Source organism: Bosea sp. 685, from assembly GCF_031884435.1.
GTDB lineage: Bacteria > Pseudomonadota > Alphaproteobacteria > Rhizobiales > Beijerinckiaceae > Allobosea.
Genome location: NZ_CP134779.1, coordinates 3,963,329 through 3,989,579, shown reverse-complemented (window position 1 = coordinate 3,989,579; position 26,251 = coordinate 3,963,329). Strand labels below are relative to the sequence as shown.

23 protein-coding genes are annotated in these 26,251 nt (G+C 63.6%); 12 read left to right on the top strand and 11 right to left on the bottom strand.

The window, feature by feature from the left end; genetic code table 11:
* Nucleotides 1-16 precede the first annotated feature (16 nt).
* Nucleotides 17-1,300, bottom strand: a complete 1,284-nt coding sequence (locus RMR04_RS19855) for an extracellular solute-binding protein (RefSeq protein WP_311910068.1) — start codon at nucleotides 1,298-1,300, stop codon at nucleotides 17-19.
* 167 nt (nucleotides 1,301-1,467) lie between these two features.
* On the opposite strand from RMR04_RS19855, the gene RMR04_RS19850 reads away from it, so the two are divergent.
* The 9 genes from RMR04_RS19850 (at nucleotide 1,468) to RMR04_RS19810 (ending at nucleotide 13,339) form a co-directional block, all read left to right on the top strand.
* The gene (locus RMR04_RS19850) at nucleotides 1,468-2,505 is read left to right on the top strand and encodes a substrate-binding domain-containing protein (RefSeq protein WP_311910066.1); all 1,038 of its coding nucleotides are present in this window, start codon (nucleotides 1,468-1,470) and stop codon (nucleotides 2,503-2,505) included.
* A 127-nt stretch (nucleotides 2,506-2,632) separates the two neighbouring features.
* The gene (locus RMR04_RS19845; RefSeq protein WP_311910065.1) at nucleotides 2,633-3,676 is read left to right on the top strand and encodes an ABC transporter ATP-binding protein; all 1,044 of its coding nucleotides are present in this window, start codon (nucleotides 2,633-2,635) and stop codon (nucleotides 3,674-3,676) included.
* 51 nt (nucleotides 3,677-3,727) lie between these two features.
* The gene (locus RMR04_RS19840; protein ID WP_311910064.1) at nucleotides 3,728-5,032 is read left to right on the top strand and encodes an ABC transporter substrate-binding protein; all 1,305 of its coding nucleotides are present in this window, start codon (nucleotides 3,728-3,730) and stop codon (nucleotides 5,030-5,032) included.
* A 4-nt stretch (nucleotides 5,033-5,036) separates the two neighbouring features.
* Nucleotides 5,037-5,915, top strand: coding sequence for a carbohydrate ABC transporter permease (locus tag RMR04_RS19835; RefSeq protein WP_311910063.1), 879 nt, complete (start codon nucleotides 5,037-5,039; stop codon nucleotides 5,913-5,915).
* A complete protein-coding gene (locus tag RMR04_RS19830) occupies nucleotides 5,912-6,778 on the top strand; it encodes a carbohydrate ABC transporter permease (RefSeq protein WP_311910062.1) in 867 nt (288 codons plus the stop codon). The genes RMR04_RS19835 and RMR04_RS19830 overlap by 4 nt, the downstream gene beginning before the upstream one ends.
* Nucleotides 6,779-6,793: 15 nt before the next feature.
* Nucleotides 6,794-7,630 (top strand): endonuclease/exonuclease/phosphatase family protein, encoded by an 837-nt coding sequence (locus RMR04_RS19825; RefSeq protein WP_311910061.1) that lies wholly within the window; start codon nucleotides 6,794-6,796, stop codon nucleotides 7,628-7,630.
* 25 nt (nucleotides 7,631-7,655) lie between these two features.
* Nucleotides 7,656-8,480 carry an inositol monophosphatase family protein gene (locus RMR04_RS19820; RefSeq protein ID WP_311910060.1) on the top strand — a complete coding sequence of 275 codons (825 nt, stop codon included), beginning with the start codon at nucleotides 7,656-7,658 and terminating at the stop codon, nucleotides 8,478-8,480.
* Nucleotides 8,481-8,717: 237 nt separating this feature from the next.
* Complete coding sequence (locus RMR04_RS19815) at nucleotides 8,718-12,020, top strand: ATP-binding protein (RefSeq protein WP_311910059.1); 3,303 nt, start codon at nucleotides 8,718-8,720, stop codon at nucleotides 12,018-12,020.
* Nucleotides 12,021-12,079: 59 nt separating this feature from the next.
* Nucleotides 12,080-13,339, top strand: a complete 1,260-nt coding sequence (locus tag RMR04_RS19810) for a response regulator (protein WP_311910058.1) — start codon at nucleotides 12,080-12,082, stop codon at nucleotides 13,337-13,339.
* Between the two features lie 45 nt (nucleotides 13,340-13,384).
* On the opposite strand, the gene RMR04_RS19805 is transcribed toward RMR04_RS19810, so the two are convergent.
* Nucleotides 13,385-14,440 carry an NAD(P)H-dependent flavin oxidoreductase gene (locus RMR04_RS19805; protein ID WP_311910057.1) on the bottom strand — a complete coding sequence of 352 codons (1,056 nt, stop codon included), beginning with the start codon at nucleotides 14,438-14,440 and terminating at the stop codon, nucleotides 13,385-13,387.
* Nucleotides 14,441-14,915: 475 nt separating this feature from the next.
* On the opposite strand from RMR04_RS19805, the gene RMR04_RS19800 reads away from it, so the two are divergent.
* Nucleotides 14,916-15,857, top strand: coding sequence for an IS110 family RNA-guided transposase (locus RMR04_RS19800; protein WP_311909627.1), 942 nt, complete (start codon nucleotides 14,916-14,918; stop codon nucleotides 15,855-15,857).
* A 133-nt stretch (nucleotides 15,858-15,990) separates the two neighbouring features.
* On the opposite strand, the gene RMR04_RS19795 is transcribed toward RMR04_RS19800, so the two are convergent.
* The 6 genes from RMR04_RS19795 to RMR04_RS19770 form a co-directional block, all read right to left on the bottom strand.
* Nucleotides 15,991-16,221, bottom strand: coding sequence for a tautomerase family protein (locus RMR04_RS19795; protein ID WP_310154723.1), 231 nt, complete (start codon nucleotides 16,219-16,221; stop codon nucleotides 15,991-15,993).
* 16 nt (nucleotides 16,222-16,237) lie between these two features.
* Complete coding sequence (locus RMR04_RS19790; protein WP_311910055.1) at nucleotides 16,238-16,948, bottom strand: SDR family NAD(P)-dependent oxidoreductase; 711 nt, start codon at nucleotides 16,946-16,948, stop codon at nucleotides 16,238-16,240.
* 124 nt (nucleotides 16,949-17,072) lie between these two features.
* Nucleotides 17,073-18,026, bottom strand: coding sequence for a LysR family transcriptional regulator (locus tag RMR04_RS19785; protein WP_311910054.1), 954 nt, complete (start codon nucleotides 18,024-18,026; stop codon nucleotides 17,073-17,075).
* Between the two features lie 53 nt (nucleotides 18,027-18,079).
* A complete protein-coding gene (locus RMR04_RS19780) occupies nucleotides 18,080-19,114 on the bottom strand; it encodes an alpha/beta fold hydrolase (protein WP_311910053.1) in 1,035 nt (344 codons plus the stop codon).
* A gap of 68 nt (nucleotides 19,115-19,182) precedes the next feature.
* Nucleotides 19,183-20,940 (bottom strand): redoxin domain-containing protein, encoded by a 1,758-nt coding sequence (locus RMR04_RS19775; protein ID WP_311910052.1) that lies wholly within the window; start codon nucleotides 20,938-20,940, stop codon nucleotides 19,183-19,185.
* 304 nt (nucleotides 20,941-21,244) lie between these two features.
* Nucleotides 21,245-21,655, bottom strand: coding sequence for an organic hydroperoxide resistance protein (locus RMR04_RS19770; protein ID WP_311910051.1), 411 nt, complete (start codon nucleotides 21,653-21,655; stop codon nucleotides 21,245-21,247).
* 147 nt (nucleotides 21,656-21,802) lie between these two features.
* On the opposite strand from RMR04_RS19770, the gene RMR04_RS19765 reads away from it, so the two are divergent.
* Complete coding sequence (locus RMR04_RS19765; protein ID WP_311910050.1) at nucleotides 21,803-22,258, top strand: MarR family winged helix-turn-helix transcriptional regulator; 456 nt, start codon at nucleotides 21,803-21,805, stop codon at nucleotides 22,256-22,258.
* A gap of 172 nt (nucleotides 22,259-22,430) precedes the next feature.
* On the opposite strand, the gene RMR04_RS19760 is transcribed toward RMR04_RS19765, so the two are convergent.
* Nucleotides 22,431-23,051 carry a YdeI/OmpD-associated family protein gene (locus RMR04_RS19760; protein ID WP_311910049.1) on the bottom strand — a complete coding sequence of 207 codons (621 nt, stop codon included), beginning with the start codon at nucleotides 23,049-23,051 and terminating at the stop codon, nucleotides 22,431-22,433.
* Nucleotides 23,052-23,180: 129 nt separating this feature from the next.
* Nucleotides 23,181-23,585: a VOC family protein gene (locus RMR04_RS19755; protein ID WP_311910048.1), complete on the bottom strand. Its 405-nt coding sequence runs from the start codon at nucleotides 23,583-23,585 to the stop codon at nucleotides 23,181-23,183.
* Between the two features lie 100 nt (nucleotides 23,586-23,685).
* Here RMR04_RS19755 and RMR04_RS19750 point away from each other — a divergent pair, with 100 nt between their 5' ends.
* Entirely contained in the window at nucleotides 23,686-24,345 is a 660-nt protein-coding gene (locus RMR04_RS19750) for a TetR/AcrR family transcriptional regulator (RefSeq protein ID WP_311910047.1), read from the top strand.
* A 220-nt stretch (nucleotides 24,346-24,565) separates the two neighbouring features.
* Here RMR04_RS19750 and RMR04_RS19745 read toward each other — a convergent pair whose 3' ends face one another.
* Nucleotides 24,566-25,978 carry a M20 family metallopeptidase gene (locus RMR04_RS19745; RefSeq protein ID WP_311910045.1) on the bottom strand — a complete coding sequence of 471 codons (1,413 nt, stop codon included), beginning with the start codon at nucleotides 25,976-25,978 and terminating at the stop codon, nucleotides 24,566-24,568.
* Nucleotides 25,979-26,251: the final 273 nt, after the last annotated feature.

The following is a 26,251-nucleotide window of genomic DNA, read 5'->3' as shown; positions in this document are numbered from 1 at the left end:
GCGGATCGATCGGCCCTTACTTGCCCTTGAACTTGTCGAGGATGGCCTGCTCGCGCGTGGCGGCCGCTGAGAGCGCCTCCCTGATCGGCGTATTCTTCAGGAGCACGGCGTTGATCATGTCGATCGAGACCTGGCGCTGGGCCGCCTCGTCGAGCATCGGCGGCGTCGCGGCATAGTCCAGGCCGCGGATGAACGGGCCGTAGATCGGGTCCTTGATGTTGGCCTCCGTCAGCGCCACCGCGCGGCGGGCGGGCAATTCGCCGACCTTTTCGAGCCAGATCGTCATCGCCTTTTCCGATGAGATGAAAGCCAGGAACTTCTCGGCGGCAGTGAGTTTTTCGCCGGTCGCCGAAGCGCCGATGGCGTTGGCGAAATAGCTGCCGAAATTCGCTCTTTTGCCGTCCTGCGTCGGCAGCTCGGCGACGCCCCATTTGAAGCCCTGGATGGTCTTGTAGGAGGCGATGCGGAAAGTGCCGTCGACCACCATGCCGGCGAGCCCGCCGCGGAAGGCGGCCTGGCCTTCATCCATGAAGCCTTCCTGCCCGACGCGATGGAGCTTCTGCAGCCCGGTGTAGAATTCGAGCGATCTGGCGCCGGCCTCGCTGTTGTAGGCGACCTTGCTGCCGTCAGTGCTGTAGGATTCGCCGCCATATTGGCGCACGAGAATCTCGCGCCACCAATTGTGGTCCTGCCGCGCGATGTCGAGCGCCATGCCGACTTGCTGGAAATTGCCAGCGGCATCGCGCCTGGTGATCGCCTTGGCGGCCGCCACCAATTCGTCCAGCGTCTGCGGCGGCTTGTCGGGATCGAGCCCCGCCTTCTGGAACAGGTCCTTATTGTAGAACAACGCCATGCTGCGCACCGCTGTCGGCAGGCCGTAATACTGCCCGCCGCGCTTCATCGCCGAGACGATCGGGAAGAAGTCGCGCTCGATCTCGGCATCCTTGAAGCTGGCCTTCGGCAAGGGCTGCACCAGCTTGCCGGCGATGAAGGTGTCCAGCCAGCCATAGAAGAGCTGCATCACGTCGGGTCCGCGGCCCGCCGCCTTCGCCGCGATCAGGCGCGTCTGATAGTCGGCATAGGGAAAGGTGACCTGCTTGACGGTGATCCCCGGATTCTCAGTCTCGAATTGCTTGATCACCTCGCTCATCGCCTGCACGCGGGTGTCGAAGACATATTGCCAGTACTGGATCTCGACCGCTCGAGCGCCGCCGGCGCCCGAGGACAGGATGCCGAGCGCAATCGTCGCGGCCAGCAGCGGCCGGCGCAGCGCCAAGCGGGCGATCGTCGCAAACCTCATCAGAATTCCTCCCAGAGCTTCACTGTTGACCAGTGTATTGTGCAAGCGCTTGCATGCTAGAATGCCGATAGCATTTGTCAATCGAGGCCGTAACGGTCTAGATTCGTCGCGAAATGCAGGGGACCGGCCTCTTGATCCCCGGTCTCGCAATGACGGAAAGCAAGCGCTTGCATCAGGATACCGCGGATCTGAAGAGCCTGGCGTTTGCGCTCGGCCTCTCGCAATCGACCATCAGCCGCGCTTTGCGCGCGCATCCCGGCATCCCCGAGGCGACGCGCCGCCGCGTGATCGCGGCGGCGGAGGCCGCGGGCTATCGTCCCAATGCGCGTGCGCGCAGCCTCGCGACGGGCCGGACGGAGACCATCGGCCTGGTCTTCCCGCTGCAGCGCCTCCAGCTCCCGGAAACGAACTTCGTCGATGTCCTGGCGGGAATCTCGACGGCCGTCACCGCGCGCAACTACAATCTGCTGCTGTCGCCATTCGAGGATGACGAGGCCAGCGTCCTGCGCAAGCTCGCCTCGTCCAAATCTGTCGATGGCGTGATCATCACCCGCCCCCTGGTCAGGGATCCGCGCATCGCCCTGCTCAATGCCTTGCGCCTGCCTTTCGTGGTGCATGGCCGCACGCAGGCGCAGGAGCCCTTCTCCTTCGTCGACACCGACAACGACAACGCCTTCGAGCGGTTGACGGACCTGCTCCTCGATTATGGCCATCGCCGCATCGTCGTGATCAACGGCCTCGCCCAGTTTCGCTATGTCGCCGCGAGAGCCGCCGCCTTCGAGCGGGCTTTCGCGGCGCGCGGGCTTGCGCCGCCGCCCGGCGCCATCGAGTTCGTCTCGATGACCGAGGCGACCGGCTACGAGACCGCGATGCGGCGGCTGGACGATCCCGCGCCGCCCACGGCCTTTCTGTGCGGCTCGGTCTTTCAGGCACGCGGCGTCTATCGCGCGCTCGCCGAGCACGGGCTGGTGGTCGGGCGCGATATCTCCGTCGCCTGCCACGACGATGGCGTCAGGGGCTGCAGCGCCATGGATCTCTCGCCGCCGCTCACCGCCACGATGACGTCGATCCGGGGGGCCGGCGAAGAGGTCGCGCTGATCCTGATCGACCTGATCGAGGGCAAGGCGGCCGCTCCCGTGCAGAAAATCCTGCCCTTCGAGCTCGTCCTGCGCAATTCGGTCGGGCTTGCGAAGCCGGGCGCGTAACAGCTGGCCAAGCCTGCGCCGGCACGCTCTTGTCTCCGCACAAATTTTAGCATCATGCTCGCGCCTCGGCTCGTAACCGGCAGGCAAGCGTCCTGCTCACGACGCCTTGCTGGGGGCCGGGTCGCGGATGGTTTCGGTAGAACTCAAAGCCGTCTCGAAGAGCTGGGGCGGGACTGCTGCCGTCGATGACGTCAGCTTCACCGTCGCGGGCGGCAAGCTCGTGGCACTGCTCGGCCCGTCCGGCTGCGGCAAGTCGACCACGCTCAGGCTGATCGCGGGGCTGGAGGACAGCAGCACCGGGTCGATCGCCATTGGCGGGCGCGACGTCACCCGCGCGGCGCCCTCGCAGCGTGGCATCGCCATGGTGTTCCAGAATTATGCGCTGTTTCCGCATCTGTCCGTGGCGGAGAACATTCTGTTCGGGCTGAGGGTGCGCAAGGTCTCGCGCGCGGATCGCGACGAGCGGCTCGCCCGCGCCGCCTCGATCCTGGGGCTCAGCACCCTGCTCGAGCGCAAGCCCTCGCAGCTCTCCGGCGGCCAGCAGCAGCGCGTCGCGCTCGGCCGGGCGATCGTCGCGCAAGCCCCGGTCTGCCTGATGGACGAGCCGCTCTCCAATCTCGACGCACAATTGCGCGTCGAGATGCGGCGCGAGATCCGCGAGCTGCAGCAGCGCCTCGGCATCACCATGGTCTATGTCACGCATGATCAGGTCGAGGCGATGACGATGGCCGACCAGGTCGTGCTGATGCGCAACGGGCGGATCGAACAGGATGCTCCACCCGACCAGCTCTACGAGAACCCGGCGACGATCTTCGTCGCGCGCTTCGTCGGCACGCCGCCGATGAACGTCATCCCGCTCGCCTCGGTCCTGGCGGGCGGCGGCGGCGCCGATCTCTCAGCCCCGGCCCATGCCGAGCCGGGCCAGCTTGCGGTCGGCATCCGGCCCGAGATGACCGAACTCAGCGATGCCGGCATCGCCGCCGATGTCGTGGCGGTCGAATATCTCGGCGCCGACACGCTGGTCGAGACCCGGATCGACGGCCAGCCTTTCATCGTGCGCCGCCCCGGCAAGGTCCGCGCCGCGGCAGGCGAGCGGGTGCACATCAAGCTGTCACAGGCGGCGGTGCACTGGTTCGATCTGAAGACCGAGCAAAGGCTCGTCCTCGACTGACGACTGAACAACCGAGGCGTTCAAGACGCCGTACAAAGGGGAGTACAAGAGATGGGCAAGCGAGATATGGACAGGCGTGAATTCATCGGCGGCAGCGCGGCCCTGGCCGGCTCGCTTGCGGTGGCGCAACCGGCGCTCGCCCAATCGGCCGAGCTGTCCTTCTTCTATCCGGTCGCTGTGGGCGGGCCGATCACCAAGCTGATCGACAGCTATGCTGCCGGATTCGAGAAGGACAACCCGACCATCAAGGTCAAGCCGATCTATGCCGGCACCTATCAGGAGACCATCGTCAAAGCGCTGACCGCGCATAAGAGCGGCACGCCGCCGGTGCTCTCGGTGCTGCTCTCGACCGACATGTTCACCCTGATCGACGAGGAAGCGATCGTTCCCTTCGACCCCTTCATCAAGACTGAGGACGACAAGAAGTGGCTGTCGGGCTTCTTCCCCGGCTTCATGGAGAACAGCCAGACGGGCGGGAAGACCTGGGGCATTCCGTTCCAGCGTTCCACGGTGGTGCTCTACTGGAACAAGGAGCTGTTCAAGGAGGCCGGGCTCGATCCCGAGAAGCCGCCGACCAATTGGGCGCAGCAGCTTGAGTTCGCGCAGAAGCTGACCAAGCGCGATGCTGCCGGCAACACCAGCCAATGGGGCATCCAGATCCCGTCTTCCGGCTTCCCCTATTGGCTCTTCCAGGGGCTGACCACGCAGGCCGGCGCCATTCTCGCCAATGCGGCCGGCGACAAGACCGACTATGCCAATCCCGGCGTCGTCGAGGCGCTGCAGTACTGGGTCGACCTGGCGCAGAAGTACAAGGTTCACCCGCCCGGCATCGTCGAATGGGGCACCACGCCGCGCGACTTCTTCGAGAAGAAGGTCGCGATGATGTGGACCACCACCGGCAATCTGACCAATGTCAGGGCCAACGCCAAATTCCCCTTCGGCGTCGGCGTGCTGCCCGCCGGCAAGAAGCCGGGCAGCCCGACCGGCGGCGGCAATTTCTACCTCTCCAAGAAGGCGAGCCCGGCCGAGCAGGAGGCCGCGTTCAAATTCGTGCGCTGGATCACCACGCCAGAGCGGGCCGCGCAATGGAGCGCCGATACCGGCTATGTCGCGGTGACGCCGGCGGCCTACGAGACCGAGGCAATGAAGAAATACGTCGCCGATTTCCCGCAAGCCCTCGTCGCCCGCGACCAATTGCCGACCGCTGTCGCCGAGCTCTCGACCCATGAGAACCAGCGCGTCGCCAAGGCGCTGAATGACGGCCTGCAGGCGGCCATCACTGGCACGAAGCAGCCGGCGCAGGCGATGGCAGACGCCCAGGCGGAAGCCGAGCGCATCCTGAAGGCCTATCGCTGAGCCGATGAGCAACCGCGCGACCGCAACGATCCATGGCTGGCTGCTGCTGCTGCCGGCCATGGCTTGCCTGGCCCTGTTCACGCATTGGCCCGCGATCGCGAGCTTCGTCGACAGCTTCATGTCGACCCCGCGGGCGCGCCGCCCGGCGCGTTTCGTCGGGCTCGACAATTACCAGCAGATGCTGGCCGACCCGATCTTCTGGAAGGCGATGGCGAATAATCTCTGGTTCGCTACGGGCACGATCCCGGCCTCGATCGCGCTCGCTTTGCTGATGGCGGTCTGGGTCAACGACAAGATCGCCGGCCGCACTTTGGTCCGGATGGCCTATTTCACCCCGACCATCCTGCCGATGATCGCGGTCGCCAATATCTGGCTGTTCTTCTTCACCCCGCAATACGGGCTGCTCGAGCAGATCGTCGCGGCCTTTGGCGGGCGCAGCACCAACTGGCTGGGGTCGCAGGACACCGCGCTCTACGCCGTCACCATCGTTGCGATCTGGAAGGAGGCCGGCTTCTTCATGATCTTCTACCTCGCGGCGCTGCAGGCGATCCCGCCTAGCCTCGGAGAGGCCGCGGCGATCGAGGGCGCCTCGCGCTGGACCTTCTTCCGGCGTGTCCAGTTCCCGCTCTTGATGCCGACGACGCTGTTCGTGCTGATCAACGCGGTGATCAACGCCTTCCGCATGATCGACCATATCTTCGTGATGACGCGCGGCGGCCCTGACAATGCGACGACGCTGCTGCTGTTCTACATCTACCAGGTCGGCTTCGGCTTCTGGGATACGAGCTATGCCGCGGCGCTGACCTGCGTGCTCCTGCTGCTGCTCGCGCTGGTCGCCTTCGTCCAGTATGGCTGGCTCGAACGCAGGACGCATTATCAATGAGCGGCGCGCCTCGACCGCAGCCGGTGGCCACCAGCCGTCCCGACCCCTACGCGCCCAAGGGCCTGGCGCTGACGCTCGAATCGACCGGCGCGATCCTGCTCGCTCTGATCTGGGTGCTGCCCCTGGCCTATGCCGTCTGGGCCGCGATTCATCCAGCCGAATACACGACCCGTTTCGTGCTGACCGCGCCGCTGACGCTGGACAACTTCGCCCGCGCCTGGGCAGCCGCGCCCTTCGCCCGCTATTTCCTCAACACCTTCATCCTCGTCACCATGATCCTGGCCTTCCAGCTCGTGCTGGGGACGCTGGCGGCCTATGCGCTGGCGCGGCAGGATTTCTGGGGCAGGGACATCGCGTTTGCGCTGATCCTGGCACAGCTGATGATCATGCCGGACGCGCTGATCGTCGAGAATTACCGCACGCTTGCCAGGGTCAATCTGATCGACACGATCCCGGCCATCGCCTTGCCCTATATCGCCTCGGCCTTCGGCATTTTCCTGCTGCGGCAGACCTTCAAGACCGTGCCCAAGGAGCTCGACGACGCTGCCCGCGTCGAGGGCGCGAGCCCGCTTCAGGTGCTGATGAAGGTCTATGTGCCGCTCGCCAAGCCGACCTATATCGCCTACGGGCTGGTCTCGGTGAGCTATCACTGGAACAACTTCCTCTGGCCGCTGCTGGTCACCAATTCGGTGGAGTCGCGGCCGCTGACGGTCGGCCTCCAGGTCTTCTCGTCGAGCGATCAGGGCATCGACTGGGCGGTGATCTGCGCGGCGACGCTGATGACCTCGGCGCCGTTGCTGGTCGGCTTCCTGCTGTTCCAGCGCCAGTTCGTGCAGAGCTTCATGCGCGCGGGAATCAAGTGACGGGAATCAAGTGAGATGCGGCTGATCACCTGGAACATTCAGTGGGCCCGCGGCATGGACAACCGCGTCGATCCGGCGCGCGTCGTCGCGCATGCCCGGCAGATGGCGGATTTCGACGTGCTCTGCCTGCAGGAGGTCGCGGATAATTTCCCCGAGCTCGACGGCAATGACGAGACCGACCAGTTCGCCCGCTTCGCCGAATTGTTGCCGGGCTTCACTGCGATCGAGGGCATCGGCGTCGATGTCGATGACGGCAGGGGCGGGCGCAGTCGCTTCGGCAACCTCCTGCTGACGCGCTATCCAGTGGCCCAGGCGCTGCGCCATCTCCTGCCCTGGGAGGCGGCCGAGACCCGCAACATGCCGCGCATGCTGATCGAGGCGGTGGCGCTGACCCCGCTCGGCCCGGTCCGGCTGATGACGACGCATCTCGAATACTCGTCGTCGCGCTTACGCGCCGCGCAGGTCGACGGCATCCGCGAGGCCCATCGCATGGCGCTCGCCCGCCACGCCAGGCCGCGCGAGGCCGGGCCGCACACCTACCGGATGACGCCGAGCGCGGCGAGCGCCGTGCTGACTGGCGATTTCAACATGCGCCCGGACGATTCCGTGCTGGCGCGATTGCTGGCGCCATTCGAGGGTGGCGAGCCGCCATTCGTCGACCTCTGGCCGTCGGTGATGGGCGAGGCGCCGCATCCGCCGACCGCGAACCTGTTCGACCAGATCTATGGCGAGCCCAGCTGCCTCGACTATGTGCTGGCGACGCCCGATCTCGCGGCGCGTGCGCGCACCGTCATCTGCGATGTCGAGACCAAGGTCTCCGACCATCAGCCGATCCTCGTCGAGTTCGACTGATCGCCGCTTAACCGACTGGACCACGATGATCTTCACACGCCAGGACCATGAGACGCTCGCGGGGATCCTCGCCGAGGCCGGCCGCCGCGAGGTCATGCCGCGCTTCCGCAACCTGGCCGAGGGCGAGATCCGCGAGAAGCGCTCCGCGACCGATCTCGTCACCGAGGCCGACGAGGCGGCGGAGCGCTTCATCAGCGCCGAGCTCGCCCGGGCCTTTCCAGGCGCCGTGCTGATCGGCGAGGAGGCGGTCGCGGCCGATCCGGCGCTGGTCGAGCGTCTCGGCGATGCCGAGCTCGCCGTCGTCATCGACCCGATCGACGGCACCCTCAACTACGCCTCCGACCTGCCGCTCTTCGCCGTCATGGCCGCGGTGCTGGTCAAAGGCGAGGTCGTCGCCGCGGTGATCCACGATCCCATCGTCGAGGACAGTGCGATGGCGCTGCGCGGCGAGGGCGCCTGGCTCGGCTCCGCCGCCGGCAAGAGCCGCGACCTGCGGGTGGCGCCGGCCGCGGCTCCCCGCGAGATGACCGGCATGATGAGCTGGCAGTATTTTCCGGAGCCGCTGCGCAGCAAGCTGCCCGGCCACATGCCGGCCTTCGGCAATGTCTCGTCGCTGCGCTGCTGCGGCCATGAATACCGGCTCGCTGCCGCGGGCAATGGCCATTTCCTGCTCTATGGCCGGCTCAGCCCCTGGGATCACGCGCCGGGGTCGCTGATCTATGCCGAGGCCGGCGGCCATGTCCGCATGCTGGACGGGCAGCCCTATCGGCCGGCCCAACCGACGCTCGGCCTGCTCTGCGCGCCCGATGCCGAGAGCTGGCAGGAGATCCGCACGATCCTGCTGAGCTGATCGGGGCTATCTAGAGCAGTGTCCGATCCAGTTGGATCGTTCAATGGCTCTAGCCCCTTGTTTTAACGCGTTTTCTTCACGCGAACCGGTGTCCACTTCGCTCGAAAATGCTCTAAGCTTAAGCCCGAGCGGCGCGGGACTTCTCTGCCTGCCGTTGGAACACCGCTCTCAATCCACAAGCCTATTCGTTAAGCACTAGCTGGCACCGTTCCTGTCCAGAGGACAAGGAGCCGAGGCGTGCCTGCATTCAGCTACTCTGTTTTCGGCGTTCGCCGGGACGTATCGACCAGCATTGCGATTTCTGCCTTTGTCGGACTCGTTTGTCTTGCGCTGATTGGGCACGAAGCGTGGAGGCTGTCGATTCTGCGGCAAGAAGCCTTCAATGATGGCCGCAAGGATGTAGAAAATATTACTCGATCGGTAGCGCGCCAAGCCGAGACGACCATTCAATTAGTCGATAGTATACTTTCAACGGCGGCCGACGAATATATCGAATTCAGAGGCGATAATTCGCACTCTTTAGAGGTAAGCAATTTCCTTCGTATTTTTTCCAAAAAAATGCCCCAAACTCAGGGGTTTGCGATTTTTGACGACAAAGGCAAAAGTGTAATATTAACAAGTAAGGATTTAAATATAGACATATCAGATCGCGATTATTTCAAATCTCACAGAGATAAATCTGATGTATCATTGAATATTGGCGCTCCGATTCAAAGTTTATTGGATTCAGAATGGATAATACCCGTCTCTCGGCGCCTAGAAAGCTATGACGGAAATTTCATTGGCGTTGCCGTTGCGGCAATTCGGGTCGATTTTCTACAAAAATTCTTTGACGGATTTAATATTGGAAGCGACGGGGCGATACTTCTGGCTTCGAGCGATGCAACGCTCCTTGCTCGGCGCCCGTTCTCGGTCGCGAATATGGGGCGTGACCTCAGCCAGGGCGGCATATTCAAGGATCTTCTTCCGAAAGGCCCGATTGGTACCGGCGAGATTACGTCGTCAACTGATGGTGTATCCCGAATCAATAGCTACGAGAAGCTGTCAACTTATCCTCTTGTGATCGCCGTTGCTGCGTCGACGTCCGAGATCATGCGCCCTTGGTGGGAAAACACCCGCGCTGGTCTCATACGCACCGCTGCCCTTTGTTGCGTTACGGGCTTGTTGGGCACATTGCTGGCCCATAAAGCGCGAGACGCTGATCGACAGCGCCGCCTCCTTTTCGCAACTCTCGCAAACATGGATGATGGTCTGATCGTCGTCGGCTCCGACAAGCACATCGAAATCTGCAACGACCGGGCAGTTGAGCTGCTCGGATTGCCAGCCGAATTCATCAGGTCTCGGCCGACTGCTCAGGCGGTCCTCGATTTTCAAGCGGCCCGCGGTGAGTTTGCCGCAAACAGTTCTGATGTTGACGCCGCACTCATGCCGGTCTTGAAGGACGGCATCAAATCAAAATACGAGCGATCGCGCCCCAACGGAACTGTTCTCGAGATCAGAACCAAGGCCTTTGGGGTCACTGGCGCGATCCGCACCTATCGGGATATCACCTTACAAAAGAAGCTGGAGCATGAACTGAGGGAAAACGAGGCCCTCTTCCGCCTTCTGGCTGAAAACACAAGCGATGTGATCGTCTTGGTTCGTAATCAGGATGACAAAAGGATCTATGCATCGCCATCGGTCCGGCAACTGCTCGGATATTCCCCGGACGAATTCGTCACCATGCGGCGGGAGGACTTCGTTCATGCGGATGATGCGGACGGTTTGTTGAAGCTGAGGCGCAGCCTGGGTCCCTCCAATCCAACTGTGACGAGCGTTCACCGGCTGCGACACCGGGATGGACGATGGATTTGGGTCGAAACCGCTTATACACTCCTCAAGGCAGATGAGAGCGAATGTCCGAACATCATCGCCGTCATACGCGACGTTACGGAACGCCATCAGCAGCAGCAGGAGCTGAGAGAGGCGAGAGACGGAGCGGAGGCCGCAGCACGCGCCAAGTCAACATTCTTGGCGTCCATGAGCCATGAGCTGCGCACACCGCTCAACAGCATCCTTGGATTTGCGCGCTTACTCTCCCAAAGCGCTGCGCTGCGCGAAACTCCCGAAGCTCGCCAAGCGCAGATCATCGTAAATGCCAGTGAGATGCTGCTTTCGATCGTGAATGACGTTCTCGATGTTTCCAGCATTGAGGCCAACGGCATTGAGCTCGATCCGCGAGGCTTCGCGCCTGCGGAAATGGTCAGGGCGACCGCCGAGCTTCTGATGCGGCAGGCCGATGACAAGGGCATCGAGCTTGTCGTGGATTGTGATCCCGATCTGCCAGGCCGGGTTGTGGGCGATGACAATCGGCTGAAACAGATCTTGACCAACCTGATTGCCAACGCCGTGAAATTCACGGCGCGAGGGCGTGTCGTCATCAGTGTGTTTTCGACGTCAGAGGGCGATGCCGTTTCAACGCTTCACTTTGGCGTTACCGACACCGGAATCGGTATTCCGGCCGATAAGATGGATCGCCTGTTCAAGAGATTCAGCCAGGTCGACAGCTCCACTTCACGAGACTATGGCGGCACCGGGCTGGGCCTCGCCATCAGTCAAAGTCTGGTCGAGCTGATGGGGGGCTCGATTTCGGTGGAGAGCCAGCCAGGCATTGGTTCGACTTTTTCGTTTGCAATTGACCTTCCCATCGACCGATCGACTCAACCGGTTGAAGCGACGTCGCCGGCGACCGCTCTCGATGCGTTCCAGCGAAGCCTGCATATTCTGCTGGCAGAGGACATCGCGATGAACCAGGAACTGGCGGTGCATCTCCTGCATTCCATGGGGCACACGGTTGACGTGGTGGACAACGGTGCATCGGCGGTCGATGCCGTCTCGCACACGGTTTACGACGTCGTACTCATGGATATCAGGATGCCGGTGATGGACGGTATCGAAGCGACGAAGCGCATCAGAGGATTGCCGGCAGAGCAATCGCATGTCCCGATCATTGCATTGACGGCCAATGTGCTCCCTGAGATGGAGCCGGTATTTGAAGAATGCGGGATCAACGCCTGGATTTGCAAACCAATCGATCTCGACGAGCTCAGATCGTCTCTGACATCGGCGACCAGAACGGTCATGCCGCATGCGACACCCGGTCGAGGAGACGACAAAATCGAAAGACCTCTTTTCGATAGTGCGGTCTTTGAGAAGCTCGCTGGCATGATATCCCGGACCACGGCTTTGCGCTTCATGACGATGCTCAAGCTCGAGCTCGAACAGCCCTTTAAGATGGATCCGACCCAAAGCTTGTCGCTCGCATCGCGAGTGCACCGTTTGGCGTCCACGACTGGAATGCTTGGCTTCAGGGCGCTCTCTGAGACGTGCCGATTTGCTGAACCGATCGTGAAGAACGAACAAGATCCCGAACAGTGCCTGGCCGAATTGAACGTTCTGCGGCTAGCGGCCTTGTCGACCATCGCCCAACTCGGAGCTATCGACCCGCCCGATGAAATCGAGGTCGGTTCTACGACCCGCATTCATGTCCGCTCTGAGTAAATTCTGGAGGTATCTTACAGTCGCTGCTGGACAGATCACCCTGTGAATGAGGTTTGAACGTGGCTCAAGATTTAGGTCATCTGAAGGTCGCCCTGCTCGATGACGATCCGATCTTTCGCGAGTTGGCTGCGGCTATGCTGCAGGCAGGCGGCGATTTCAGCGTGGAAAAATCCCAAACATCGGACGGCTTGATCGATGCGATCGAGCGTACACAGCCCGACTGCATCATGTTGGATTATGATCTTGGCGATGACAACGGCCTGAATGTTTTGCAGAGACTTATCGACTATTTCCCGAATCTTCCTCCAGTCATAATGGTGACCGGCGATGGTAAAGAACGCACGGTGATCAAAGCGCTGCGCCTGGGCGTAAGCGACTACCTTACAAAGCGGGATCTCGATGGGCCTGAACTAGCCTCGACAGTCAAAAAATGCGTGAGAAAATCTCGTCAAGAACGGGCTTCTGAGCTTGAGCATAATCGCCTTGCAAAATTTGCTGGCGTAGATCCAACCACCAAGCTTGCTAACGATGTCGCCATAAACGCTCGCTTGCGTCAGCTTTCGGCTCTGACTGCTCAGGCCAGAGCAAATTATGCAATCGTATCTGCTGAAATTGAATTTTACGATGAAATTATTGGAAAAATAGGGTTGAGCAAATCGGATAAGATCGTTTCAGTGTTTTCTGATGCATTGAAGTTAAGGGTTAGATCTGAAGATATTGTTGGATATTACGGTTCTGGAAAATTTATAATAATAACAAATGTAGCAAATAGCATATCGATGCTTGATAATATTTGCGCAAAGATTTCTGAATATCTTAGTTTTACAGTAAATTTTGATGATCTTACATTAAGTTTTTCCGGTAAAATTGGCGCTTGTTTGTGTGACGACAAGGCGGCGATTGGCGTCTTGCTCCCCGCAGATCTGATTGCGCCCGCGAATGCTGCACTTGCTGCCATCAGGGGAACGACCGATAAATTCCGTGTTGCCGAACGGCCGTCGGGTCAAACGACATCGTCCGGCGCTGGCGCTTCACCTGATCGGGGCACAGCTACGACGGCAAATGTGTCGCGCACGACGGATCGGCGGCGTGAGCCAAGACAGCGCGTTTACAAGAAGGGCTCGATCGTCATCGAGCATCTCAATGCGACGATTGATTGCGTCGTTCGGGACATGTCGACTGGCGGCGCGCGACTTAGGGTAGCGATGCCGTTCTCGCTTCCAGAGACATTTCGACTGATTATTGCCGGAGCCCATGGTGCACGTAAAGTTGCACTGAGATGGCAGAATGGAACTGATTTTGGGGTCGAATATCTCTGAGTGCGGACAGCTCGGCTCGGCTGCCAGGCCCCATTCACGAACCCTTCAGATCTCCACGCCCGCGAGCATTCTGGTTAATGCCGCCGCCGGCATCGGCCGGGCGAGCGGGAAGGATTGCCCGGCCCAGAGCGGGCTGAAGTCGTCGCGGCCCGCAGTTTCCGCGGCGCTGCGCAGCGGTCCCAGCATTGTGCCGGCGGTCGGGAAGGGCGGCGCGAGGTCGCTGAGCGGTCCAAGCTCCGCCATGGCGCGGTTGACGATGCCGCGCGCCGGCCGGCCGGTAAACAGATTGGTGAGCGCGGTCGGCCGTTCGCACATGCCGAGTGCCTTGCGGTAGACCGGCGAGATCTTCGCCTCCGGCGTGAACAGATAGGCCGTGCCGACCTGCACGGCGGCAGCGCCCAGTGCGAAGGCGGCGAGGACGCCGCGCCGGTCGGATATGCCGCCGGCCGCGATCACCGGGACGGAGACGGCATCGACGACCTGCGGCACCAGCGCGAAGGTGCCGATCTGCTCCGACATCTCATCGGTCAGGAAGCTGCCGCGATGGCCGCCAGCCTCGGCGCCCATGGCGATGATCGCATCGACGCCGCGCTCGGCGAGCCAGCGCGCCTCAGTGACCGTGGTCGCGGAGGACAAGATCTTCGCTCCTGTGCGCTTGACGCGCTCGAGCAGATCGACTGGGGGCAGCCCGAAATGGAAGCTGACGACCTCCGGCCTGTAATCCTCGACCACGCCTGCTGCCACCGCGTCGAAGGGCGTGCGCCCCGTGGCGGGCTTTGGCATGTCGGGGTCGAGCCCGGCCTCGCCATAATAGCCGCTGAGGCGCTTGAGCCAGGCGGCCTGGCGCTGCGGATCATCGGCCGGGTTGCTGTGGCTGAAGAAATTGAGATTGATCGGACGGCGCGTGCCGGCCCGCACCCGGTCGAGCGCCGCCCGCAGCCCGCTTTCGTCATATTGGGCGCTCGGCAGGGAGCCGAGCCCACCGGCCTCGCTGACCGCAATCGCCATCGCCGGCGTCGAGGAACCCGCCATCGGCGCCTGGATGATCGGAAGCGCGATGCCGAGAAGCTCGAGCAGTCGCGTCTGGCTTGACGTGGTCATGGCGGTTCCCTTCAACGCTGTGTCGCAGACATGGTGGGGTCAGGGCGTCGGCGAGACCAGAGCATTCCTTGCGTTTCTCCGAAGCGCGGAAATGCTCCAGCTCCTTGGCTTCATCGCATTGTCTTGACGCGAACCGGTGTCCGCTTCGCTTGAAAATAGGGTCCTGGAACCTGCCGTTTATGCTCGGAACCACGCCGTCATCCCGGACAAGCCGCGTAGCGGCGCCGATCCGGGATCCATGCCTGAACCTAACCAGGCAGCGCTCCGGCATGGATCCCGGGTTGGAAAGGCAGACTGTGTAAGATGGTTTGGCCGGCCGGGGACGGCCATCCCCAGCCGGCGCGGTCGAGATGCCGAGATCCCGGTCAGCCCTCAAGAGGTTGAACAGAGCAAGAGCAGTCGGCCGCACCCAAGCCAGTCCGAACAGTTGCACGGGGCTTTTGACCTCGCTTCCAAGCCTGGGATGCTTATGACCATGACACAGAACAGCCCCGTCGGCATCGACGTTTCCAAAGGCTGGCTCGACCTTGCCATCGCCAGCAAGGTCGTGCGGATCGACAATACCGCGCCGGCCATCCTGGCGCAGATCAAGCGTCTGCTGCAGGCCGGCTTCACCACCGTCGGCATGGAACCGACCGGCGGATATGAACGGCTTGCCGTCAGCCTGTTTCGCGAGGCGGGCTTCACCGTGCTGATGGTCGATAGTTGGCGCTGCCGTCAATTCGCCAAGGCACGCGGCAACCGCGCCAAGACCGATCCGCTCGATGCCCGCCTGATCGCCGATTTCCTCGTCGCCCACGAGGCCAGGCCCTTCCCAAAGCCCAGCCTCTCGCAGCAGGAGCTGACGCTCTGGTCGCGTGAGATCGCCCGGGCGCAAGCCTACCTCCTGCGCCTGCAGAACCGCCTCGATCACATCGAGGTCGAGGCCCTGCGCCGCGTGATCGAGACCGAGATGGACGCCATCCGCAGTACCGTGAAGCAAGCCCAGGCCGCCATCGAAGTGTTGATCGCAGCCGATGAGGAGTTCAGCGCCAAGGCCGAGCTCCTCGACAGCATGACCGGTATCGGACCCAACACCATCCGGGTCCTCCTCGCCGAGATGCCTGAACTCGGCCATATCGACGCCAGGAAGGCTGCGGCGCTGGCCGGCGTCGCTCCCTATCCGTACGACAGCGGCAAATCCCGCGGCATCAGCCACATCGAAGCCGGACGCGACGCCCTGCGGCGCAGCCTCTACCTCGCCGCCTTCGCAGCCAAGCTCCACAATCCCTGGGCCAAGGCCATCTATGACGGCCTGCGCAAAGCCGGCAAAGCCGCCAAAGTCGCCCTCATCGCACTCGCCAGACGTATCCTCGTCGTTCTCAACGCCATGGCGCGCAATCAAAAACCCTGGCAATTCAACAACAAAGCAAGCTGAACATGACAGTTGCTCTGCGCTTCGCTTCGCCCGGGATGACGGCGTGGTTCGCTGCCAAGACTGCAAGCTCCAGCGCTGTGGTTTAACGCATCGTCCTCACGCGAGCCCGCGTCCGCCTCGCCCGAGGATGCCTTTAGCCCGCCGCGCGCCGCTTGCGATATTCGGGCACGGGCAAGCCGCCCCAGCCCCAGTTTTCGAGCTCCACCTCCTCGATCACGACGAAGGTCGCATCGAGCGGCTTGTGCAGCACATCGAGCAGGAGCTGGCTGACGCCGGCGATGAGCTGGGCCTTCTCCTCGGGCGTAACCGAGCTGCGGCCGGGGCCCGAGCCCTCCCGCGTGACCTGGATGGTGACGATCGGCATGGTGTCCCTCCTTCTCTCAGTGCCCGGCGCTCTGGCCGCCATCGACATGCAGGATCTCGCCGGTGACGAAGCCTGCGCTCTCCAGGAACAGCACGGCCTCGACGATGTCGCGGATCTCGCCCATCCGCTTCACCGGGTGGAGAGCGGCGAGGAATTCATGCGTCTGCGGCGGATGCATCGGCGTCTTGATCACGCCCGGCGAGACGGCGTTCACGCGGATGCCCCGCCCCGCATATTCGATGGCGAGCGCCTTCGTCGCCGAATTGATGCCGCCCTTGGTCAGATTGGCAAGAACGGTCGGGACCCCGGCGATCGCATGGTCGGTCAGGCTCGTGGTGATGCTGACGATATGGCCGGAGCCCTGCTTCAGCATCTGGCCTGCGGCCCGCTGCGTGATGTGGAAGAAGCCGGCGAGGTTGGTCGCGATCTTGGCCTCGAAATCGGCGGCGGTGTAGTCGGTGAAGGGCTTGGCGATGAAGACGCCGGCATTGTTCACCAGCGTGTCGATCCGTCCAAAGCGGGCGAGCGCCTCGCGGATCACCGCCTCGGCCGTCGCCGGATCGGCGATGTCGCCGGGAACGGCGAGAATGTCGGGGTCGCTGCCCTGCTTGATCGAGCGCGACGTCGCCACGACGCGATAATTGCGGTCGCGAAATCCCTTCACCAGCGCAGCCCCGATGCCCTGTGAAGCACCGGTGACGATAGCCACTTTCCGTTCGTTGCTCATGATGATCCTCATCTCGTCGACAGCGAGCGAAATCGCCGCTGCCCGGCCCGTCTGGCCTGGTGAGGATCATTTTGGCGATTTCGCGGAGCGACTGAATGCCCGTCGTTAGGCAGGCATTCTTCCGTCAAACGGAAGAATGCTTCTCGCCATGCATCGCGATCGACTCGGCCGAGAGCCGGGCGAAGTCGGCGCGCAGCCGTGGCACCGCGAAATCGAGGAAGGCACGGACCTTGGGAACCGAGGAGCGGCCCTGCGGCAGCACCAGATTGACCGGGCGGGCCGGCGGCTCGGCGTCTCGCAGGAGGAGCATCAGCGAGCCGTCCTGCACGCGCTCGGCGACATGATAGGAGAGCAGGCGCGTGACGCCGAGCCCGCCGACAGCCGCGCCCAGCGCCGCCCTGACGCTGTTGACGCTCAGCCTTGGCTTGAACGGGACGGAGCGGGGGATGGAGCCGCCCTTCACGGGGGGAAAGACCCAGGCCTCGCGCCCGAAATCGGTGCAGGCAATGATGCTGTGCCTGGTCAGGTCGGCGGGCTCGTCGATGCGCGGATGCTGGCTCAGATAGCGCGGCGAGGCGACGATCACCGGCTTGACGTCACCGCCGATGCGGATCGCGGTCATCGCGGAGTCCGGCAGCTCCAGGATGCGCAGCGCGATGTCGATGCCTTCCTCGATCAGGTTCGCGCTGCGCACGAGCAAGACGAGATTGACCGAGACGGCGGGGAAGGCCTCGATATAGGCGTCGATGATCGGGCGCAGGATCTCCTCGCCGCTGATCGGTGGCGCCGTGATGGTCAAGGTGCCGTGGGGCGCGACGCGCTCATCGGCCCCCACGGCCTCGGCCTCCTGCAATTCGGCGAGGACGCGCCGGCATGCCGCGGCATAGCGCTCGCCGATCTCGCTGAGCCTGATCGCCCGCGTGGTTCGGTGCAGCAGCGTGGCGCCGACCTGCTGCTCGAGGAAGGCGACCGCCCGGCTGACCGCCGCCGGGGAGCGGCCGAGCTGGCGGCCCGCCCCGGCGAGGCTTCCTTCATCGAGGGCGGCGATGAACACCCTCATCGCATCGATGCGATCCATACGGTCCTGGCGCCCCGGCAAGGCGCTCAAACTCGGTCATTCCCCGACCGGGTTCAAGCGCGATCGACCGCGATGATCGCGTCAGCGAAGGCTGCGGGCGCCTCCTGCGGCGGGTTGTGCCCAATCCCGCCGGAGAGGCTCCTGTGCTGATACCAGCCCGAGAACTTCCTGGCATAGGCTGCCGGGTCGGGATGCGGTGCGCCATTGGCGTCGCCTTCCAGCGTGATGGTCGGCACGGCGATCGTGGGAGCCTGGGCGAGGCGCTGCTCCAGATCGTCATAGCGGGCCTCGCCCTCCGCCAGGCTAAGCCGCCAGCGGTAGTTGTGGATGGTGATCGCGACGTGATCGGGATTGTCGAGAGAGGCCGCGCTGCGTGCGAAGGTGGCGTCGTCGAAGGCCCAGCGCGGCGATGCGGTCTGCCAGATCAGTTGCGCGAAAGCATGCGTGTTCTGCTGATAGCCGAGCCGGCCGCGCTCGGTGGCGAAATAATACTGGTACCACCAGTCCTGCTCGGCCTTGGGCGGCAGCGGCATCCGGTTGGCGCTCTGGCTGCCGATCAGATAACCGCTGACCGAGACCATGGCCTTGACGCGCTGCGGCCAGAGCGCGGCGACGATGTTGACGGTCCGCGCGCCCCAATCATAGCCGCCGAGCACGGCCTTCTCGATCTTGAGCGCGTCCATCAGCGCGATCACGTCGACGGCGAGCGCCGCTTGCTGTCCGTTGCGCGGCGTCGCATCCGAGAGGAACCGGGTCGTGCCGTAGCCACGCAGATGCGGCACGATCACGCGGTAGCCCCTGGCCGTCAGCACGGGCACGACATCGATGTAGCTGTGGATGTCGTAGGGCCAGCCATGCAGCAGGATGACGACGCGGCCGTCGCTCGGGCCGGCATCGACATAGCCGATATTGAGGACGCCGGCCTCGATCTGCTTGAGGGCGGGGAAGCCGGAGGCGCCGCGTAGTGCTGCCGCCGGCTGGGCCATGGCCGGGCTGATCGGGCCAAGCTGCGTGGCGGCCAGCGCAGCGGCCACGCTTGCCAGCAGGCGGCGGCGGTTCCGGTCGACGGGTTCGGGGGAGCGCTGCATTGTCATTCTCCTGGGATTGTCTTGCTGGGGTTGTCTGGTTGTCTTGAAGAGAGCGCGGGTTGGCGCCCTCAGCCGAAGGTGAAGGCGTAGGCGCGCACGCCCGGGTCGAGGAACTCGATCTCGACGGTCCGCTCCGCGACCGGGCCGGCCTGGCGCAGGAGCTGGTAGAGCCGCCCGTCGCGGACGGTGCCAAAACCCTGCTCGTCGCTATCCGAGCCATGGCTTGCTCCTGGCGCGGCGCCGTCGATCCTGACGCGAAACCGGACCGGGCGGTCGGGCGCGCCCGGAACCAGCACGAGATGCAGGTCGCGGGCATGGACGCGGTAGCGCAGTCCGCCTCCAGCCTGGTTCAGTGCGGCGAATTCGGGGCCGACCGTCCAGTTGCCCGACAGGCTCCAGGCATTGGCCGGCAGCGTGGCGGGGTGCCGGTATTCGCGCGGTTCGTCCGGGGTAAGCGAGCCCGCCGAGGCGAAGCGCTCGGCCTTGTCATGACCGAGATAGGTTTCGGGCGAACGCAGATTGCTCCAATCCGCTTGCTTCTGGGCGCCCTGGCCTTCGACCGGCTGGCTGGAGCCGGCGCTGTCGATCGCATTCGCCTCAGTCAGCAGGCGCCGGATAACCTGCTCGGACTGGTCGTAGCGGCCTTCGCCGGTCACCTGATGGCGGACCCGGCCGTCGCTGCCGACGATATGGACGCCCGGCCAGCCGCTATTGCCGAAAGCCCGCCAGATGCGAAAATCATTGTCGAGCACGACCGGATAACCCAGGCCGAGCGATAGGCTGGCCTGGGCCACATTGTTGCGATCCCGCTCGAAGGCGAATTCCGGCGCGTGGACGCCGATGACGACGAGACCTTGATCCTTGTACCTGTCCGCCCAGGCCTTCAGATGCGGAAGCGCGCGCAGGCAGTTGATGCAGGAATAGGTCCAGAAACTGACGACGACGACTTTGCCGCGCAGCGCCTCAGTGCGCAGCGGCGGCGAATTGATCCAGCCCTGCCTGTCGAGCAGCGCAGCGAGTGGACCGGGTAGCGTATCGGGGACGGCGGCGCCGGCGGATTGCCCGAAGCCGCCAACGACCTTTGCGATGCTTGTCATCAGCGTGTTTTCCAGCTTGGCGGTCTGCTCGGCGGAGAGGCGCTGCAGCAGGCTGGTGTCGAGGCCGAGCGCCAGCAGCGCCACGCTGCCGATGACAGCGGCCCCAGCGAGCCGGCGCGCCCGCTCGACCCAGGGCAGTGAAGGCCGCAAGCGGGCGAGGAGTTGCCGCCCGGCGAGCATGGTGGCGGCGAGCGAGGTGGCAGCGCCGAGGCCATAGGCGAGCAGGAGCGCGCTGGTCTGCGGACCGGGCCCGCTCAACGCCGCGCCGGAGAGGATCAGCCCCAGCACCGGGCCGGCGCAGGGCGTCCAGAGCAGTCCGGTGGCCACGCCGAGGACGACCGAGGAGAGCGTGCCGGCCTGTCCGCCCTCGGCCCGTCCTCTCTGTGTCCATGCCGCCAGCCACGATCCAGCTCCCACCAGCGGCGAGGAGAGGCGGGCGGCGAGCGCTGGAAAGATCAGGCCAAGACCGAAGCCGGCGAGCAGGACCAAGGCGACGGCGCGCCCGAAGCGGTTCGCCTGGACAGCCCAGCCCCCGGCGACCGCTGCCAGGCTCGCCACCGCGGCGAAGGCAAAAGCCAGCCCCAGCAGCATCGGCAAGCCATGTCGACGGAAGGACTGGCGATGGAAGGACCGGTTCGCCTGCACCAGGATGAACGGCACGACCGGCAGGATACAGGGCGAGAGGATCGTCAGCACGCCTGCGAGATAGGCTGGGATGAAAAGGGACATCGGTGCCCTCCTTCTCAGAGTTTGATTGGAAACTCCCTGAGCCCTCATCCTGAGGAGCCATTCCCCTTGGAATGGCGTCTCGAAGGATGCTCCAGGAGGCTCTGGAGATATCTGGAGCATCCTTCGAGACGCCGCTGACGCGGCTCCTCAGGATGAGGGCTCGAATGTCCAAACGGGTTCTCGGTGCAAGGCTTGCGTCGGCGTGGCGTTGGAAGCCAGGGCCGGGCGGCCGCACGCTTGCTGCGAAGTCTTGCCGCGAACCCTTGTCGCGATGGGCGTGCGGTCGCCGGAGCCGTGCAGCTGGTCAGAGGATGGTGGTCACCACCTCGATATTGCCGCGCGTGGCCTTGGAATAAGGGCAGGTCTGGTGCGCGGCTTCGACCAGCGACTGGGCGATCTCGGGCGCGATGCCGGGAAGGCTGACGTTAAGCCGGGCGCGCAGGAAATAGGCCCCGTCGGTATTGGCGAGATCGATCTCGGCATCGACGGCTGTGTCGGCGGGAAGCCGGATCTTGCGTGCGCCGGCGGCAAGGCCGAGCGCGCCGATGAAGCAGGCGGACCAGCCGGCGGCGAAGAGCTGCTCGGGATTGGTGCCGGCGCCCGAGGAGCCGGGCGAGGAGAGGGCGATGTCGAGGCGGCCGTCGGAGCTGCGAGCGGCGCCTTCACGCCCGCCGGTGGTGTGGGTCTTGCCGGTATAGAGGATCTTGGTGGCCATGACGGTCTCCTTTCCGTTGATATCGTATCCGCTTTAATCGGATGCGATGTAATTGGTCGGCGTACCTCGGATTGTCAACCCTCTTCCGATTTAATCGCATGCGATCTATATTGGCCTTGTCCGGCCCATGCCGGAGCGGAGACGTCCATGACCAAATCGAAGGCCACTGGCCCTGCAACGCCGAAGCTCGCCGATTTCATGTGCTTTGCGGTCTATTCGGCCAATCTCGCCTATGGCCGGGCCTATAAGCCGATCCTCGAGGCGCTCGGCCTCACCTATACCCAGTGGATCGCGATCGTGGCCCTGTGGGAGGAGGACAACCAGACGGTCAAGAGCCTGGGCGAGAAGCTGTTCCTCGAGTCGAACACGCTGACGCCGATGCTCAAGAAGCTCGAGGAGCTGGGCTATCTGCGCCGCCGGCGCGACCCCAGCGATGAGCGCCAGGTCATCGTCAGCCTGACCGAGGAGGGCCGCCGCCTGCGCGAGAAGGGGGCGCAGCGGACATTGGTCAAGGCGACCGGCATGGCTGCCGATGAGTTCGCCGGGACACAGAAGGCGGTCGTCAAGCTTCGCGACAATCTAATCAAGCACGCGCAGACGTGACGGCTTGCCTCGGGCAACCGCACACTTCACCGCGCCAGCAAGTGGGCGCTGGAGGGGCAGTCCAAGGCCATGCGGGCCAACGGGTTTGGCCGTGCGCGTTCACGCCCACCGTGGACGATTTCCCTTCGGGTCGCGCTCGCTGAGCGGCGGTCTCCAGCGGGGGCGAAAGCTTTCAGCCGCCCTTCGCATATTTCCAGAACCGGCCCTTGCCTTCGGCGATCCAGGCAAGAGCCTCGTCGATCCGCTTGTCGCGCGTGGCTTCGGTTTTCGCGTCGGCGATCCAGACGATGTACTCTTTCCGGAACGACGCCGACTTGCTCTCGAATATCGTCTTGACCGATGGGGAAGCCGCAAGGCGGTCGACGAAAGCAGGCGGCGCGACGACGGTCTTGGCGGGCGCGGATGACGTGCGCGGCGCGACCTTCGCGCCTTGCTCGTTGAGCACCATGGCCTCCTGAATCCAAGCGATAAGCTCGGCGTCGACAGGGAGATCGGCGAGAGCCGTCAACTTGCCCATGAAGCGTTTGGACGCCGGCAAATCGACGCTCGCCTTGAGCCGCGGGTCGCTCATCAGCGAGCCTTTCCAGAAGGAAAAGGCGCAATGCGACTTGTAGGCGGCAAAAATGCACATCATCTCGCCTCGGTAGTCGAAATGGGGGATTCCCCATTTCAAGGTCTCGACAACCTCCGGGCAGGTCGAGCGGACAACGCCGCGTAGATAGGCCAGGATCGGCTTGGCGAATGCTTCGATGCCTTCGGCGTACGCGTCGACCTTGAGTTCTGGACTAGGCATCCTGACTTCGCCTCTTGATCGTATGATCTATGGGTGGTTTCGAGGATCGAGCGCGCCGGGCCAGAGACCAGGTTTGCATTGGCGCTTTCGTCCAAATCGATGGAGCTGGGCCGCCTCGGCGCGTGGCCGCTATTGCATGGCGGAGGGGGCCATCCACAGAACCTCCCAAACATTCCCGTCTGGGTCCTCGATGTGGCGGTTGAACATGAAACCGAGGTCCTGGGCAGGATTTGGATCGGCGCGGCCGCCCGCCGCCACGCCTTTTTCGATCGTGGCGTCCACCTCGTCCCTGCTGTCAGCGGTGAGCGCGATGAGCATCTGGCTCTCGCGCTTGGGGTCGCCGATCGGCCGCGCGGTGAACTGTCGGTAGTGGTCGTGGGTCAGCAGCATGACCCCGATCGAGTCCGAGAACATCACGGAGCTGGCTTTGTCGTTCGAGAACTGCGGATTCAACGTGCCCCCGATCGCAAGATAGAAGCGTGTCGCCGCCGGCAGGTCGCGCACTGGCAGATTGACGAAAATCATCCTAACCATTTGTCGGGTCCGCTCCTTAGGTGCAGTACTAGTCGGTCTAGTACTGTGTCTTGCCTATCATGCGCGGAACGGAACCGTCTAGTACCGAACTGGGGATGGCATGAAGGTTGATGGCGAAACCCGCTCGGCGCGCAAGGAGCGTGAGATCATCCATGCGGCCACCGTGGCGTTCGTGGGCCAGGGCTATGATGGAACGAGCATGGAGGAGATCGCCACCAAGGCCGGCGTCTCCAAACAGACGGTCTACAAGCATTTCGCCGACAAGGAGACGCTCTTTGGCGAGGTCATTCGCGCGTCGGCCGCTCAGGCTACCGAAGGCTTCGATGCGGTCGCCGCGTTGCTGACCGAGGCGGAATTCATGACGGGGGGACTGCAGAAGGTCGCCCGACGCTTCATGTCGATGCTGATGGACGAAGAGCGGTTGAAGCTGCGACGCCTCATCATTGCCAACGCCGATCGAATGCCTCAGCTCGGCCGCGACTGGTTTGAAACAGGGTTCGAGCGCATGCTTGCCTCGATGGCGACCTGCTTCCAGCAGCTGACAAGCCGGCAGCTTCTTCGGACACCCGACCCCTATTTGGCCGCGAGCCATTTCTTTGGAATGTTGCTCTGGATTCCCATGAACGAGGCGATGTTCACGGGTAACAGGAATCCGCGCTCCCAAGCCGAGCTTGAACGCCACGCAGACGCGACAGTCGAAACATTCCTCATTGCCTATGGCGAGCCGGCGAAGCCTTCGGCACAATCAGCCTGCCCCTAAGCTGACTCTCCCCGTGTCGGAGAAGAGTCAGCACGGGTCGAAGGGGCACGCTCTAGCAGAGGTCCGACCTGGGTCGATTCCGGTCGTAACGCCGCTGCGTAGCAGAGGTCTGCTTTCGGGCGGAGACCCAATTTCTGCTGATGGCGCCGCGCCGGCATCGGAGCGGCCATGGCCCGGCCAATCGTCGGCCGGGCCATGGATTTCCACGCGCCCCCCCGCGTCAGAACATGTGGAAAGGCGGCTTGGCGTCGTCCGGCAGGAGCGGCTTATAGGGGGCGCGGACAAGACGCTCCGCGAAGTCGGCCTTGGCCTTTTCCAGCAAGCCCGGTTCGACGAGCACATCCGCGGCGACGCCAGCCATGATCTTGGCGACGTGAACCATACCCTTATGCGCCAGCGGCGATTGGCCATGGGCGGTCAATTGCCAGGAATGCCCGGGCGTGCCGATCGTATAGGTCGCGCCGCGCGCCTGGACCGTGGGAACGGCCCAGGAGACATCGCCGACATCGGTCGAGCCCATCATCCGCGGCCCCGGCACCTCCCTGGGCGCGATCGCGTTGCACAGCGGGAAATCCGTCACCGGCAGCCCCGAGCGGCGAAAGGCGCTTTCGATATGTGCGGGCGTCACGGTTGTCTGCATGCGCCTGGCGAAAGCGACGTCGTCCGCATCGAAAGGCGGTGGGCCGAGCCGGTCGAAATTGCGCTGCATCGCATCTTCCAGGGGCGTGTTCGCCAAGAGGCTGCTCATCGCGCTGACGACTTCGCTGGTGACGGTCGTTTCCGTCATCAGCGCCGCGCCTTCGGCGATTTTGCGGACGCGGGCGATAAGCTCATGGACCTGGGAGACCATCGTCGCGCGCACGACATAGCGCAGCCTCGCCTTGGCCTGCACGACATTGGGCGCGATGCCGCCGGCATCGAGATAGGCATAGTGAATGCGGGCGTCAGAGGGCATATGCTCGCGCATATAGTTGACGCCGACATTCATCAGCTCGGCGGCGTCGAGCGCCGAACGGCCGAGATGCGGCGCGGCGGCGGCATGCGAGGCGCGGCCGGAGAACTCGAAATCGAGCGTCGTGTTGGCCAGGGATATGGCTGCCGTCACCGCCGCGAAATCGGCCGGATGCCAGGAAATGGCGATGTCGACGTCCTTGAAGGCGCCGTCCTTGACCATGAAGGCTTTGCCTGCCCCGCCTTCCTCGGCCGGGCAGCCATAATAGCGGACGCGGCCCTTGAGCCCACGCTCCGCCAGGAAATCCTTGACCGCCGCGGCCGCCAGCATGGCGCCGGCGCCGAGCAGGTTGTGGCCGCAGCCATGGCCGGCCGGCTGGTTTTGAAGCGGCTGATGCTCGGACACGCCAGGCGCCTGCGAAAGCTCCGGCAGCGCGTCGTATTCGCCAAGGATGGCGATCACCGGCCCGTCTTCTCCCGCTTCGCCCATGACGGCGGTCGGCAAGCCGGCAATGCCCGTCTCGACGCGAAATCCCTCGCGCCGGAGCTGCTCGGCATGGGCTGCAGCCGATTTGACCTCGCGGTAGTTGAGCTCGGGCATTTCAAAGACGCGGTCGCTCAGCTCGATATAGTCCGCCTGCTTTGAATCGACGATCGTCCAAATCCTATCGGTATTCTGCACAGCCTTCTCCCGGGATTGCGTTCGCGCCCATAGCTCGTTGATCTTGCATCGGCTTCTTCCGAAAACCGCATGACAGTTTTCGGGTCGATGCGCTAAGGGCCGCCACCACCGCAATGGCTCAGCGCCGGCAGCCCCAGCCGCGAGAGGCTACTACAAGGCGGGCGGCAGAACGGCCGAATTTTGCTCCGAAGAATCGGCGATTATTGCAGGCTGGAGGTTTGCCTGCGCCCTGCGGAATTCGCGATGTCAGTGCATTTTCGAGCCGCGATGCGG

Bases quoted from the DNA above. Each gene is read 5' to 3' on its own strand.
- RMR04_RS19855 (WP_311910068.1), bottom strand. From the start codon at position 1,300: ATGAGGTTTGCGACGATCGCCCGCTTGGCGCTGCGCCGGCCGCTGCTG.
- RMR04_RS19845 (WP_311910065.1), top strand. From the start codon at position 2,633: ATGGTTTCGGTAGAACTCAAAGCCGTCTCGAAGAGCTGGGGCGGGACT.
- RMR04_RS19840 (WP_311910064.1), top strand. From the start codon at position 3,728: ATGGGCAAGCGAGATATGGACAGGCGTGAATTCATCGGCGGCAGCGCG.
- RMR04_RS19835 (WP_311910063.1), top strand. From the start codon at position 5,037: ATGAGCAACCGCGCGACCGCAACGATCCATGGCTGGCTGCTGCTGCTG.
- RMR04_RS19830 (WP_311910062.1), top strand. From the start codon at position 5,912: ATGAGCGGCGCGCCTCGACCGCAGCCGGTGGCCACCAGCCGTCCCGAC.
- RMR04_RS19825 (WP_311910061.1), top strand. From the start codon at position 6,794: ATGCGGCTGATCACCTGGAACATTCAGTGGGCCCGCGGCATGGACAAC.
- RMR04_RS19820 (WP_311910060.1), top strand. From the start codon at position 7,656: ATGATCTTCACACGCCAGGACCATGAGACGCTCGCGGGGATCCTCGCC.
- RMR04_RS19805 (WP_311910057.1), bottom strand. From the start codon at position 14,440: ATGACCACGTCAAGCCAGACGCGACTGCTCGAGCTTCTCGGCATCGCG.
- RMR04_RS19800 (WP_311909627.1), top strand. From the start codon at position 14,916: ATGACACAGAACAGCCCCGTCGGCATCGACGTTTCCAAAGGCTGGCTC.
- RMR04_RS19795 (WP_310154723.1), bottom strand. From the start codon at position 16,221: ATGCCGATCGTCACCATCCAGGTCACGCGGGAGGGCTCGGGCCCCGGC.
- RMR04_RS19790 (WP_311910055.1), bottom strand. From the start codon at position 16,948: ATGAGCAACGAACGGAAAGTGGCTATCGTCACCGGTGCTTCACAGGGC.
- RMR04_RS19785 (WP_311910054.1), bottom strand. From the start codon at position 18,026: ATGGATCGCATCGATGCGATGAGGGTGTTCATCGCCGCCCTCGATGAA.
- RMR04_RS19780 (WP_311910053.1), bottom strand. From the start codon at position 19,114: ATGCAGCGCTCCCCCGAACCCGTCGACCGGAACCGCCGCCGCCTGCTG.
- RMR04_RS19775 (WP_311910052.1), bottom strand. From the start codon at position 20,940: ATGTCCCTTTTCATCCCAGCCTATCTCGCAGGCGTGCTGACGATCCTC.
- RMR04_RS19770 (WP_311910051.1), bottom strand. From the start codon at position 21,655: ATGGCCACCAAGATCCTCTATACCGGCAAGACCCACACCACCGGCGGG.
- RMR04_RS19765 (WP_311910050.1), top strand. From the start codon at position 21,803: ATGACCAAATCGAAGGCCACTGGCCCTGCAACGCCGAAGCTCGCCGAT.
- RMR04_RS19760 (WP_311910049.1), bottom strand. From the start codon at position 23,051: ATGCCTAGTCCAGAACTCAAGGTCGACGCGTACGCCGAAGGCATCGAA.
- RMR04_RS19755 (WP_311910048.1), bottom strand. From the start codon at position 23,585: ATGGTTAGGATGATTTTCGTCAATCTGCCAGTGCGCGACCTGCCGGCG.
- RMR04_RS19750 (WP_311910047.1), top strand. From the start codon at position 23,686: ATGAAGGTTGATGGCGAAACCCGCTCGGCGCGCAAGGAGCGTGAGATC.